The organism is Mesorhizobium sp. B2-8-9 (assembly GCF_006439475.1).
In the GTDB taxonomy this organism is placed as follows: domain Bacteria; phylum Pseudomonadota; class Alphaproteobacteria; order Rhizobiales; family Rhizobiaceae; genus Mesorhizobium.
Window position 1 is genome coordinate 65,896 of the sequence record NZ_VFTQ01000014.1, and the last position, 12,763, is coordinate 78,658.

A 12,763-nucleotide genomic window follows, 5' to 3' on the forward strand; every position below is an offset into this window, starting at 1 on the left:
TCTTTCGTTCCGGAACGCCTGTGCGAACGGAGGAAGAGGCGTTCCAGTCGAGTTGGGACGCCGCATGGCCGCAGGAGAGATTCCCCGGGCAAACCGGGGATTCCGGTTCAAATGGGTGCAGCCGGACACCAAGTGGAGGAGAATAAAATGAAGAAACTGCTTTTGGGCGTCGCGCTTTCGGCGCTGATGTGTTCATCCGCCTTCGCCGCCAAGATCGGCGTTTCGATGGCCAAGTTCGATGACAACTTCCTGACCGTGCTGCGCAACGGCATGATCGCGCAGGCCAAGGGCATGAGCGGCGTCGAATTGCAGGTCGAGGATGCGCAGAACGACGTGGCCAAGCAGCTCGACCAGATCAAGAACTTCGCCGCCTCGGGTGTCGACGCCATCATCGTCAATCCGGTCGACACCTCGGCCACCCAGGCAATGTCGGACGCGGCCGCCGCGGCCAAGGTCCCGCTGGTCTATGTCAACCGCCAGCCGGTCAATGTCGACCAGCTGCCGGACAACCAGGCTTTCGTCGCGTCGAACGAGGCGGAATCCGGCACGCTCGAGACCAAGGAAGCCTGCCGCCTGTTCAAGGAAGCCGGCAAGAAGGAAGCCAATGTCTACGTGATCATGGGCGAGCTCTCGAACCAGGCCGCGGTGCAGCGCACCAAGGACATCGAGGAAGTCATCGCCACGCCGGACTGCAGCTTCATCAAGATCATCGACAAGCAGACCTCGAACTGGGATCGTGACCAGGCGCAGAACCTGATGACCAACTGGCTGTCGTCGGGCAAGGCGTTCGATGGCGTCATCGCCAACAACGACGAAAGCGCCATCGGCGCCATCCAGGCGATGAAGGCCGCCAACATCGACATGAAGTCGGTGGTCGTCGGCGGCGTCGATGCCACCCAGGACGCGTTAGCCGCGATGCAGGCAGGCGACCTCGACGTGACGGTCTTCCAGGACGCTGCCGGCCAGGGCGCCGGTGCGCTCGATGCGGCGCTGAAGCTCGCCAAGGGCGAAAAGGTGGAACACAAGGTCTATATCCCGTTCCAGCTCGTCACTCCGGCGAACATCGATAAGTTCTTGAAGAAGAACTGAGGCGCGCCGGCGCAATTCCAGGAACGGTTTCGGTACGGAATTGCGTGAAGACAAACCGCGGAGTGGTGCCGCGACGCATCGGACTGGCTGAAATCGGCTGCTGGCGAAGCGGCGCCGCTCTGTTCCTCTCCCGCCCGACAGGGCGGGAGAACGGGGCGCGGTCATTCGGAGGAAGAAGACGTGTCACAGACATCGCATGGCATTGGCGGGTTGAGCTATGACGCCAAGAAGCGTCCATGGCCGGCCGAGTTCAACGTATTCCTGGCGCTGGTCATCCTCGTCGTCGCCTTCGAGTTGATCGGCCGCGTCTTCCTCGGCGACAGCTTCCTGTTCAACACGCGCGAGAATGTGTCGGGCCTCTTCAACGAGCAGCGCCTGCAGATCATCATCCTGCAGGTCTCGATCGTCGGCATCATCGCCATCGGCGTCACCCAGGTCATCATCTGCGGCGGCATTGACCTGTCCTCGGGCTCGATCGTCGGCGCCACCGCCATGATCGCCATGAGCTTCGCGCAGGTTGCGACCGTCAACGGCAATCCCAATCCCAAGGCGATGTTCATCGATTATGGCTGGACCGACCTGCCGGTCATCGTGCCGGTGCTGGTCGCGATCGGCTGCGGACTGATCGCCGGCCTGATCAACGGCCTGTTGATCGCCTATACCCGCATTCCGCCGTTCATCGCCACGCTCGGCATGATGGTCACCGCCCGCGGCATCGCAAAATGGTGGTCGAAGGGCCAGCCGATCTCGTTCCCGACCGACAGCTTCGCGGCCATCGGCAAGGGCCTGATGCCTGTCGTCATCTTCATCTCGCTGGCGCTCCTGTTCCAGCTTATCCTGAGCTATACGAAATATGGCAAGCATTGCTATGCGATCGGCTCCAACGAGGATGCCGCGCGCATGTCGGGCATCAAGATCGCCAATCACAAGGTGCTGGTCTACGCCATCGCCGGTATCCTCGCTTCGCTTGCCGCCGTGGTGCTCTGCTCCAAGAACCTCACCGCCCAGGCCGGCATGGGCGTCATGTACGAGCTCGACGCCATCGCCATGGCGGTCATCGGCGGCGTTTCGTTGTCGGGCGGCCGCGGCTCGATCGTCGGCACCGTGATCGGCTCGCTGATCTTCGGCGTCATCATTTCCGGCTTCACCTTCCTGCGCCTCGACGCCTACTATCAAGAGATGGTCAAGGGCGTGATCATCGTCGGCGCGGTCGTTCTCGATCAATGGCGCCAGCGCCGCCGCGCGATAGGAGCTTGACCATGTCCGACATCGTTCTGAAGACCGAAAACCTGACCAAGCATTATGGCGGCGTGCACGCGCTGCAGGAGGCGAATTTCGAGCTGCGCAAGGGCGAGCATGTCGCCATCATGGGCGACAACGGCGCCGGCAAATCGACCTTCGTGCGCCAGATCACCGGCGTCGAGCAGCGCACCGACGGCAAGATCTGGTTCGACGGCAAGGAAGTGAACTTCGCCGGCCCGATCGAGGCGCGCGAGGCGGGCATCGAGACCGTGTTCCAGAACCTTGCGCTGGCCGACGATCTCGACGTGCCGTCGAACCTGTTCCTCGGCCGCGAGAAGGTGCTCTTCAACCTCGGGCCGTTCTCGATTCTCGACCGCAAGGCGATGCGCAAGGCGACCGAGGCAGCGCTTGTCCGCACGGCGGTGAAGATCCCGAACCTGTCCAGCACCATCCGCCACATGTCGGGCGGCCAGCGCCAATGCGTCGCGATCGCCAGGACCGCGACCTTCGCCTCCAAGCTGATCATCATGGACGAGCCGACGGCAGCGCTCGGCGTGCAGGAGACCGCGCAGGTCGAAAACATCATCCGCACTCTGAAGGAAAACGGCGAGCCACTGATCCTGGTCAGCCACAACATGCGCCAGGTGTTCGACCTGGTCGACCGCATCGTCGTCTTCCGCCGCGGCCGCATCGTCGCCAACCTGCGCAAGCAGGACACCGACGGCAACGACATCGTCGCCTACATAACCGGCGCCAAGACCGGACAGGCGGAGCTTCAGGCCGCCTGACGGACGCCGCGACGGATCAACCAATCATCCGCGCCGGCGGCGCGGACAGCTTTCTGAACCATCACGAAGGATATTCCATGACTCTCCGCTTCGCTCTTCTCGGCGCCGGTCGTATCGGCAAGGTGCATGCCCGCGCCGTCGGCTCAAATCCGCAGGCAAAACTGGTTGCCGTCGCGGATGCCTTCGAGAAAGCGGCGACTGAGCTCGCCTCCGCCTACGGCGCCGAAGTCCGCACGATCGATGCCATCGAGCAGGCCAAGGACATCGACGCCGTCATCATCTGCACCCCGACCGACACCCATGCCGATCTGATCGAGCGCTTCGCCAAGGCCGGCAAGGCGATCTTCTGCGAGAAGCCGATCGATCTCTCCGTCGAGCGGGTCGAAAAATGCCTGGCCGTTGTTGAGAAGACCAAGGCCACGCTGATGGTCGGCTTCAACCGCCGCTTCGACCCGCATTTCGCCGCCGTGCGCAAGGCGATCGACGACGGCGCCATCGGCACGGTCGAGATGGTCACCATCACCTCGCGCGATCCGGGCGCCCCGCCGCTCGACTACATCGCCCGCTCGGGCGGCATTTTTCGCGACATGACCATCCACGATTTCGACATGGCGCGCTTCCTGCTCGGCGAGGAGCCGGTTGCGGTGAGCGCGCATGCTTCGGTGCTGGTCGACAAGAAAATCGGCGAAGCCGGCGATTTCGATTCGGTCAGCGTCATCCTCGAGACCGCCTCCGGCAAGCAGGCCGTCATTTCCAATTCGCGCCGCGCCACCTATGGCTATGACCAGCGCATCGAGGTGCACGGCTCCAAGGGCATGGTCGCGGCCGAGAACCAGCGGCCGGTGTCGATCGAGCTCGCCAACGACAAGGGCTACACCCGTCCGCCACTGCACGACTTCTTCATGACCCGCTACATCGACGCCTATGCCAACGAGATCGCCTCCTTCATCGCCGCGGCAACTGCCGGCAAGAAGGCGGCGCCGAGCGGCAAGGACGGGCTGATCGCGCTGAAGCTGGCCGACGCGGCCTTGCAGTCGGCCAAGACGGGCAAGACCATCCGCGTCGATTGAAATTTGAATACGGATTGAGGAGCACAGCGATGAACGGTTTGGCCGGTCGCAATTCACAAACGCGCGCCATCGTCACCGGCGGCGCGCAGGGCATCGGCTTCGCGGTTGCGGAAGCGCTTGCCGATGAGGGCTGCCGCGCGCTGGCGCTGATCGGCCGCTCGCAGGAAAAGGGCGACAGGGCGGTCGCGGCGCTGAAGAAGAACGGCGTCGACGCCATCTTCATCAGCGCCGACGTCGCCAAGGTCGCCGACTGCAAGCGCGCGGTCGAGACCGCGATCGAGCATTTCGGAACGCTGAACGCGCTGGTCAACGCCGCCGCCACTTCCGCGCGAGGGTCGCTGGTGGAGACATCGGAAGAACTCTTCGACCAAATCTTCGACACCAATGTGCGCGGCCCCTTCTTCCTGATGCAGGGCCTGGTCGCGCATCTCCTGGAGCGCAAGGCGCCGGGCTCGATCGTCAACGTGCTGTCGATGTCGGCGCATGCCGGCCAGTCTTTCCTGACGCCCTATTCGACCAGCAAGGGCGCACTGATGACCCTGACCAAGAATGTCGCGAGCTCCTATCGCAAGAACCGCATCCGCTGCAACGCGGTGCTGCCGGGATGGATGGACACCGAGGGCGAGGCGATCGTCCAGAAAAAATGGCACGGAGCGTCGGATGACTGGTTGGAGAAGGCCGAGGCCGCGCAGCCCATGGGCCAGCTGGTCAAGCCCGCGCAGCTTGCCCGGCTGATCACCTACATGCTGAGCCCGCAGGCGGGCGTCATGACCGGCTCGCTGGTCGATTATGATCAGAACATAGCCGGCGTGGTCGGGGAGTAGTCGCAGGGGAGCCTGGCGGCGACGCAGGTCACTTCGTCATCCACGGGCGGAGCAAGGAGCGAAGCGACGCGGCGCAGACCCGAGGATCCATGCCGCGACTCCGGAGCGTTGCTGCGGTCCAGAATTATGCATCGCCGCGCTCTTCGGCCAAGGTAACGGCATGGATTCCAGGGTCTTCGCGACGGAGCTTCGCTCCTGCTTCGCCCTGGAATGACGAAATCGCGAAGGTTCGGCCCCACCCGAAATTGCCAGCCTCAACAGGCACGTGACAAACGCCCACGCATCGATTATATCAGCCGCATGATCCACCTGACCGCCTCGTTTTGGTACTTTTATTTCAGCTCGCTGGCGGCGGGAGGATTGCGCTCGATCTGAAAACTCCAGATCGAAAATCCGACAAGCCGCCAGACCTGGCGGCTTTTTTTGTTTCAGCCGGCAGGTCTCCTAAACCAGGAGCAGAAAGCCGTGTTGACCACCACAGACGACCTTCGGGTCACCGAAATCAGAGCCTTGAGCACGCCGGACGAGGTGATGCGCGAGATACCGCGCTCGCTCACCGCGACGCGCACCGTCGCTGCCTCGCGCAACGCCATCCATTCGATCCTCTCGGGGGCCGACGATCGACTACTTGTCATCGTCGGCCCATGTTCAATCCACGATCCGGTCGCGGCCGTTGACTATGCCAGCCGTCTGGCGGCGCTGCGCGAGGCCCTGGCCGACCGGCTCGAGATCGTCATGCGCGTCTATTTTGAAAAGCCGCGCACCACGGTCGGCTGGAAGGGCCTGATCAACGATCCCGACCTCGACGGCAGCTTCAACATCGAAAAGGGGCTGCGCATGGCGCGCAACGTTCTGTCGGCCGTCAACAATCTCGGCCTGCCGGCGGCGACCGAGTTCCTCGACATGACCATCCCGCAATACATCGCCGACCTCGTCGCCTGGGGCGCGATCGGCGCGCGCACCACTGAAAGCCAGATCCATCGCGAGCTGGCCTCGGGCCTCTCCTGTCCCGTCGGCTTCAAGAACGGCACCGACGGCAATCTCAGGATCGCCGGCGAGGCGGTGAAATCGGCCGCCCAGCCGCATCATTTCATGGCGGTGACCAAGGGCGGCCGCAGCGCCATCGCGGCGACCACCGGCAACGAGGATTGCCATGTCATCCTGCGCGGCGGCGTCGCGCCGAACTATGATGCCGCAAGCATCGACGCCGCTGCCGCCGAGCTTGGCCGCATCGGCGTCGCGCCGCGGCTGATGATCGATGTCAGCCACGCCAATAGCGCCAAGAAGCCGGAGAACCAGCCGAAGGTCGCGCATGACGTGGCGGGCCAGGTCGCTGCGGGCGACGAGCGCATCATCGGCGTCATGATCGAAAGCAATCTCGTCGCCGGCCGGCAGGACGTCGTGCCCGGCAAGCCGCTCGTCTACGGCCAGAGCATCACCGACGGCTGCATCGACTGGGCGACCACGGAAACGGTGCTGCACGGCCTCGCCGGCGCCGTCGAATGGCGGTCCGTGAAGCGCGAAATGCTCGCCAGCCGGCAGGGTGCGGCTTGAGCGAAATGGAGAGGGCGGCGATCACGCCGCCCTCAACCCTTCCCAGGCCGTGAATATCGAAACCGCGAACAGTAGCAGCCCTGCCATGCGCCCGGCGAGAACGGTCGCGCGGGGATTGGCCACAAGCATCTGCCTGCTGCGCCCCGCCGTGACGGCGAGCCCGCCATAGATCGCGGCTTGCGTGGCGACCGTTAGCAATCCCATGATCGTCGCCTGCATCCAGATCGGACCGTAGGCCGGCTTCAGGAATTGCGGATAGACGGCGAGGATGAAGAGATAGGCCTTCGGATTGATCAGGCAGGTGACCAGACCCTGGCGAAACGCCTTCCAGGCCGAGCGGCTCCCGGTTGGTCCGTTGTCGCCGACGGTGATCGAGCTGCGCATCAGCGAAATGCCGATATAGGCCATGTAGGCGGCGCCGGCGATCAGCAGCGGCGTGAACAGGATCGGCACGAAATGCATGAGCAGGCCGACGCCGATCGCTCCGTTCAGCGTATGCACTGCACCGCCCAGCATGATGCCGGCAGTCGCGGCCAGGCCCCTGTTGCTGCCGCCGGTCAGCGCATTGGCCAGCACGAACAGCATATCCATGCCCGGAACGGCGATGATGCCGAACAGTAGCACGAAGAACAGCCAGAGATTTTCGCCATAGCTCATGTCAGTTGCCTGTCGCATTATCCGCCTGGCACGCAATGGAACCGTTGATTTTCAAGCGGGTAGGCGGCCCTATAGGGCATTCCAACTGACGGGGGTGTGTCAGTTGCATTTCAGCCGGGTGAGAAAATGCGCAAGGCCTCGCGCCTGTTCGAGATCATCCAGATCCTGCGGCTGGCCAGGAAGCCGGTAACGGCGGCGACGATCGCCGAGCGGCTGGAAGTGACTGCACGCTCGGTCTATCGCGACATCGCGGCCCTGCAGGCAATGCGCGTGCCCATCGAGGGCGGGCGCGGCATCGGCTACATACTGCGCCCCGGCTTCGACCTGCCGCCGCTGATGTTTTCCATCGAGGAGATGGAAGCGATCGTGCTGTCGCTGGCCCTGCTGGAGCGCACGGGCGACGACGAGCTCAAGCAGGCTGCGAAACGCGTCGGCGCCAAGATCGCCGGCGTCGTGCCGCAGCCTTTGCGGCAGACGCTCGACGCCAATGCGCTCCATGCCTGGGGCTTTGCCGCGCCCTCAGCGTCGGCCGTCGACCTCGCTTTGGTCCGCCGCGCCATCCGCGACGAGGAGAAACTCAGCCTCTCCTATCGCGACGAGGCGGGACGGCCGACCGGCCGCATCATTCGCCCGGTCGCCCTGATCTACTATGCCGAAACCGCCAACATCGTCGCCTGGTGCGAGTTGCGGCAGGCCATCCGCAATTTCCGCAGCGACCGCATCGAGGATTGCCGGGCGGCCGGCCAATGGTTCAAGGGCGAAGGCGACCGGCTGCGGCAAGTGTGGGTCGACGGCTGGGAGATCAACGCCCCGGCGGCCGCCGGCAACTGACGCGTTGCCGCCTTATGTCTCAGGGAACGATGCCGCGGCAGGCCCAGGCGACATTGGCGAAGGATCGCGGGCCATCGGGTCGACCGGCTTGATAGGCATCGCGGACGGCGGCCTCGACACGCTCCCGCTCGGCCGCGTCCAGCGTGGTCATATATTTGCCGAGCGGGCCTTCGCCGGCGCCGATCGGCACCCAGAAGTCGTCGAAATTCGCGTAGTCCATGCGGATCATCGGCTCGGCCTCGGTGACATCGACGAGACCCTGCTCGACAAAGGTCCGCTTCATCTCGCCCGGCTGCATCATTGGCTGGAAGCAATAGCGGTTGCGCAGCTGACGCCCGCTTTCGCTGAGCGCCGCAACTGTGTCGATCATCATGCGCATGCCGGTCATGCCGCCGTAATGGTCCCAGACTACGGCCGCGACCACACCGCCCGGCCGCGTCACGCGGCGCATCTCGGCCACCGCCTTGCCGGCCTCCGGCACGAAGTGCAGCACCAGCAGCGCCAGCGCGCGGTCGAACGCATCATCGGCGAACGGCAAGGCGGTGGCATCCGCCTGCTGGATGGTGACGCGCGGATCGGTATTCCTCTCCTTCGCCGCCGCGACGAAGACCGGCGAGAAGTCGATGGCCTGGATATCGGTGAGATCGCCTGACTTCGCCAGCTCGAAGGTCAGGCTGCCGGTGCCGCAACCCACGTCGAGGACTTTTTCGCCGCCGGCCAGACCGGCGAAATCGATGAACTTGGGCGCGAGCCTGCGGCTCCAGCGCCCCATCAGTTGCTCATAGCCCGACGCCGCGTGAACGGTGAAACTTGATGTCATCCCGCCCTCCCTTCGTTGAAGTCAACCTAGACTTCCACGGAAGCCATGCCAAGCAGCCAAAGCAGCGGATCGTTCAGTGACCGCACACAAGCGGTGGGCGCTGGCGGCCCGGCACGTTGCCGGGACTGTGCGCAGAAGCTAATATGGCGCCGGACCCTCGCGGATATTTGGGGGACGGGGTGAGCAAGATCCTGATTTGCGGTGGAGGCGTAATCGGGTTGTGCACGGCGGCCATGCTTGGCCGCGACGATCATGACGTGACGGTCCTCGAGGCTGATCCGGCGGACCGGCCTTCGAGTTCCAGTCAAGGATGGGACTGGGAGCGCCCCGGCGTTGCGCAGTTCAGGCAGCCTCACAACCTCAGCTCGCGTTTCCGGATGGTCGCCGATCAGGAGCTGCCGGGGCTGACGGATATTTTGCTGCGCGCCGGCTGCGTCTGGATGGACTTCTTCGACCCTCGATCGTTGCCCCCGACGATAACGGACAGGGCGCCCCGCCCGGGTGACGAAGCCATGCGCTTCGTCACAGGCCGGCGGCCGGTGATCGAATGGGCCACGGCCGAGATGGCGCAAGCTGCGCCCAATGTGACCGTCCGGCGGGGGATCAAGGTTCGCGAGCTGATCACGGGAGCCTCAGCCATTCCCGGCGTGCCGCATATTGCGGGCGTTCGCACGGCGTCCGGCGAAGAGATTCGCGCCGACCTGGTGATCGATGCGATGGGGCGGCGAAGCCCTGCCTGCACATGGATCGTTGCCGCCGGAGGCCGCAGTCCGAGCGAGGAAGCCGAGGACAGCAATTTCGTCTATTTCACTCGCTATTTCACGGGCAAGCAGCGGCCGCGCCGAAAGGGCCGCCTGCTCACTCCGATGGGGCTGTTCTCGATTCTCACGCTGGATAGCGACAACGACACCTGGTCGGTCACTCTGTTCACCTCCGCGAGAAACAAGGCCATGCGCGCTTTGCGCGACACCGCCACGTTCCACCGTGTCGTTACGGCATGTCCGATGCAGGCCCATTGGCTGGACGGCGAGCCGATCACGCATGTCCTGCTGATGGCGGGCGTTCTCGACCGCTACCGGCGGTTTGTCGTCGACGGCCAGCCTGTCGTCACCGGGTTTGCGGCTGTGGCCGATGCCTGGGCCTGCACCAATCCGTCCGCCGGGCGGGGGTTGAGCGTCGGCCTTCTGCACGCGCAGGTGCTCAGGAATATCGCTCGCCGGCACATCGGCGACCCTGCCGAATTCTCGCGGGAATACGATGTCGAGACCGAGCGCCAGGTCGGACCGTTCTATCGCAACCAGATCGCCGCCGACCGTGCCCGGATCGCGGAGATGAATGCCTTGGCCGACGGCCTTCCTGTTCCGCCGCCGAATCCGGTCATGGCCCGGCTTTTCGCTGCCGCAAGCGAGGATGCCGACGTGTTTCGCGGCGTGATCGAGATCGCCATGTGCGTTTCGCTGCCGCAGGATGTCGTCGCCAGACCGCATATCGCGGCAAAACTGGCCGAACTGGACGGTCGCCCCTTGCCGCCGAATCCCAACATCATCGATCGCGACCGTATGGCATCGCTACTTGCCGGCTGATCTTTTCGAATCCAGAGTCGACAGGCGGGGTTAAAAGCTCATCGGGAACGTCGACGACGAAGACTTCGCTTACGCAGGCGTCGTTTTGCCGGTCGAGAGAGCGTCGAACACTTCGGCCGTTTCGGCCACGAGCGTTCGCACCAGTTGCCCGGCCGGAAGCTCCCTGTTGAGCGCCGCCGCCTGCCCATAGAGATGGAAGGCGAAATCCTTGTCGCCGCCGAGCGGAGCGCTGAGCGCGACCATTTGCGGGAAGTCCGGAAGGGGCACCCTGCTCTCCTCCATTTCCAGGGCGTAGCGGGTGCGTCTCGCGCGCGCCGCGCGGCCGGTGAAGGCATCGGTGACCATCGTGTCCATGTCGGTCGCGGTGCGGATCAGGGCGCGGCGCGGTGCGTCCGTGCCGGCTTCGTCGCAGGACAGGAAGCCGGTGCCGATCTGCACGCCGCTGGCGCCAAGCGCGAAAGCGGCCGCTATGCCGCGGCCGTCGGCGATGCCTCCCGCGGCAATGACCGGGAGTTCGACGGCATCGACGACCTGGGGAACCAGCGCCATCGTTCCGACGCCGTCGCCAGGACCATTGGGAGCATGCGAACCGCGGTGACCTCCCGCCTCCCAGCCCTGGGCTATCACCGCGTCGGCTCCCCCGTCGGCGAGCTTGCGCGCCTCGGCGACATTCGTCGCGGTGCCGATGATTGCGATCCCGGCCTGCTTCAGCCTGCCGATGGCAGCCGCATCCGGAATGCCGAAATGAAAGCTCACGACCGGCGGCTGGATCTCGAGCAGCAGTCCAAGCTTTTCTTGGTCGAAACCTGGTCCGATCGGCGGAAGCCTCCGCGAGGGTTCGCCGAGCGACAGCTCCTCATAGTAGGGCCGCAACCTGTCAATGACCTGGGTCAGCACGGTGTCGCCGGTGTCGGGTCTGGGAAAAACAAAGAAGTTGAGGTTGAAGGGACGCACGGTCAAGGCGCGCATCTGGCGCGCAACGTGGCGCAGGCCATCCGGCAGCATCGATGCGCATCCGAGCGACCCCAGCCCACCGGCATTGCTCACCGCGGCGGCGAGTTCCGGCGTCGCCGAGCCCGCCATCGGCGCCTGGATGATCGGATGCTCGATCTTGAAAAGATCGCATAAACGGCGGTTCGGCCACATGAGCGTTTTTCCTGTTGGGAAGGAACACACGCTCACTCATCATAGGCCGGTCTCGGGGCCGGGTCATCGGAATTGTGCGGGTACACTCCCCACGCTCTCCCGTTCCACCAGCGGGCACTCCAGATTGGTGATGGGATAGCGGCCGCGGCCAGGCGTCGGCGGCGTTTCGAGCTGCTCGATCGCCCATTGGCCCATCGCCAGATGCGGCAAGGTCGTCAGCGGCGGGAAGTGATGGCGGGCGATCTCCTCGTCATGCAACTCGCCTCAAGTTTTCGAGAACAGCGCCTGTATCGTCTCGATCGGCATCAGCATGACGCGCTCGCCCAGCGGAGACATATTGAAGCCGTGACGCTGGTAGAAACCAACGGCGTCGTCGTCGATGGCGTGCGCCACCACGGCACGAACCCCGGCAATGTCCGAAACCGCGAGGCAACGCCGGAGCGCATCGGAAAGCAGGTCGCCCCCGAGGCCCATTCCCCGGAACGCCTGATCGATCGCCAGACGGCCTATCAGCAGCAAAGGAACCTGTTCAGGCATGCCCCGGCGTAGCTTGGCGCTTGGCAGCGCGACCCGTTCTTCCATCGCCGTGGAGATCGCGTAGTAACCGACGACACGATTTTTCGTGCCCGCGTCGCAGACGACATAGGTTCGGGCAGACAATCCCTCGCCGGCGAGGGCACGGTTTCGCAGCCAGTCATCAAGGGTGGGATGCCTGCCGTTGCGAAATTCTGCGACATCATGACTGATGGTCAGCCGTTCCGGAGCACGGACTCGCGGGCCTTGCGATTGCCCAGCGGGCATCAGCGCTCCCAGGCTGGCTTGCGCGTCATGCGGGCGCGAAGCTCTTGCGACGGCTTGTTCGGAGCATCAAGCAGGTCAAGAAATTTCTCATGCGCGTCGGCATCGAGAAAGAAGGCACGCTGGTCCAGAATGGTCTCCTCGGCCTGCTTGCGCGCACTGTCCAGCATGAACTCCGACAGTTTTTGCCCGCGCAAGCTCGCGGCGCGGTTGAGAATGGCCTTCGTCTCGGCCGAAGCGCGGATCTGAATCACATCATCCTTGCGAACTGCGTTGCGATTGCTGCCAGCATGACTGGACTGCGCCATCGAAATCCTCCTGTGTCAGGGACAGATATCTAGTGATTGTCAGTACAACGTCA

13 protein-coding genes and 1 pseudogene are annotated in these 12,763 nt (G+C 64.2%); 8 read left to right on the plus strand and 6 right to left on the minus strand.

The window, feature by feature from the left end:
* Positions 1–147: 147 nt before the first annotated feature.
* The 6 genes from FJ423_RS17890 (at position 148) to FJ423_RS17915 (ending at position 6,567) form a co-directional block, all read left to right on the plus strand.
* The gene (locus FJ423_RS17890; RefSeq protein ID WP_095768205.1) at positions 148–1,089 is read left to right on the plus strand and encodes a sugar ABC transporter substrate-binding protein; all 942 of its coding nucleotides are present in this window, start codon (positions 148–150) and stop codon (positions 1,087–1,089) included.
* Between the two features lie 180 nt (positions 1,090–1,269).
* Positions 1,270–2,346, plus strand: coding sequence for an ABC transporter permease (locus FJ423_RS17895; RefSeq protein WP_140843571.1), 1,077 nt, complete (start codon positions 1,270–1,272; stop codon positions 2,344–2,346).
* A 2-nt stretch (positions 2,347–2,348) separates the two neighbouring features.
* A complete protein-coding gene (locus FJ423_RS17900; protein WP_095768022.1) occupies positions 2,349–3,119 on the plus strand; it encodes an ATP-binding cassette domain-containing protein in 771 nt (256 codons plus the stop codon).
* A 77-nt stretch (positions 3,120–3,196) separates the two neighbouring features.
* Positions 3,197–4,189 (plus strand): inositol 2-dehydrogenase, encoded by a 993-nt coding sequence (gene iolG / locus FJ423_RS17905; RefSeq protein WP_140843573.1) that lies wholly within the window; start codon positions 3,197–3,199, stop codon positions 4,187–4,189.
* A gap of 29 nt (positions 4,190–4,218) precedes the next feature.
* Positions 4,219–5,013, plus strand: coding sequence for an SDR family oxidoreductase (locus tag FJ423_RS17910; protein WP_140843575.1), 795 nt, complete (start codon positions 4,219–4,221; stop codon positions 5,011–5,013).
* Positions 5,014–5,478: 465 nt separating this feature from the next.
* Entirely contained in the window at positions 5,479–6,567 is a 1,089-nt protein-coding gene (locus FJ423_RS17915; protein WP_140843577.1) for a 3-deoxy-7-phosphoheptulonate synthase, read from the plus strand.
* A gap of 21 nt (positions 6,568–6,588) precedes the next feature.
* On the opposite strand, the gene FJ423_RS17920 is transcribed toward FJ423_RS17915, so the two are convergent.
* Positions 6,589–7,224 carry a LysE family translocator gene (locus tag FJ423_RS17920; protein ID WP_140843579.1) on the minus strand — a complete coding sequence of 212 codons (636 nt, stop codon included), beginning with the start codon at positions 7,222–7,224 and terminating at the stop codon, positions 6,589–6,591.
* A 126-nt stretch (positions 7,225–7,350) separates the two neighbouring features.
* Between FJ423_RS17920 and FJ423_RS17925 the strand changes: the two genes are divergently transcribed.
* Positions 7,351–8,055, plus strand: a complete 705-nt coding sequence (locus tag FJ423_RS17925; protein WP_140843581.1) for a YafY family protein — start codon at positions 7,351–7,353, stop codon at positions 8,053–8,055.
* 19 nt (positions 8,056–8,074) lie between these two features.
* On the opposite strand, the gene FJ423_RS17930 is transcribed toward FJ423_RS17925, so the two are convergent.
* Entirely contained in the window at positions 8,075–8,875 is an 801-nt protein-coding gene (locus FJ423_RS17930) for a class I SAM-dependent methyltransferase (protein ID WP_140843583.1), read from the minus strand.
* Between the two features lie 179 nt (positions 8,876–9,054).
* On the opposite strand from FJ423_RS17930, the gene FJ423_RS17935 reads away from it, so the two are divergent.
* Positions 9,055–10,458 carry an FAD-dependent oxidoreductase gene (locus tag FJ423_RS17935; protein WP_140843585.1) on the plus strand — a complete coding sequence of 468 codons (1,404 nt, stop codon included), beginning with the start codon at positions 9,055–9,057 and terminating at the stop codon, positions 10,456–10,458.
* A gap of 69 nt (positions 10,459–10,527) precedes the next feature.
* Here FJ423_RS17935 and FJ423_RS17940 read toward each other — a convergent pair whose 3' ends face one another.
* The 4 genes and pseudogenes from FJ423_RS17940 to FJ423_RS17955 all read right to left on the minus strand — a co-directional run bounded on the left by FJ423_RS17940 (position 10,528) and on the right by FJ423_RS17955 (position 12,710).
* Entirely contained in the window at positions 10,528–11,604 is a 1,077-nt protein-coding gene (locus FJ423_RS17940) for a nitronate monooxygenase (RefSeq protein WP_140843586.1), read from the minus strand.
* A gap of 63 nt (positions 11,605–11,667) precedes the next feature.
* A pseudogene (locus tag FJ423_RS17945) lies at positions 11,668–11,856 on the minus strand (LacI family transcriptional regulator); the annotation flags it as partial.
* A 12-nt stretch (positions 11,857–11,868) separates the two neighbouring features.
* Positions 11,869–12,405: a GNAT family N-acetyltransferase gene (locus FJ423_RS17950; protein WP_140843589.1), complete on the minus strand. Its 537-nt coding sequence runs from the start codon at positions 12,403–12,405 to the stop codon at positions 11,869–11,871.
* The gene (locus tag FJ423_RS17955; RefSeq protein ID WP_095768034.1) at positions 12,405–12,710 is read right to left on the minus strand and encodes a DUF1778 domain-containing protein; all 306 of its coding nucleotides are present in this window, start codon (positions 12,708–12,710) and stop codon (positions 12,405–12,407) included. The genes FJ423_RS17950 and FJ423_RS17955 overlap by 1 nt, the downstream gene beginning before the upstream one ends.
* Positions 12,711–12,763 lie beyond the last annotated feature (53 nt).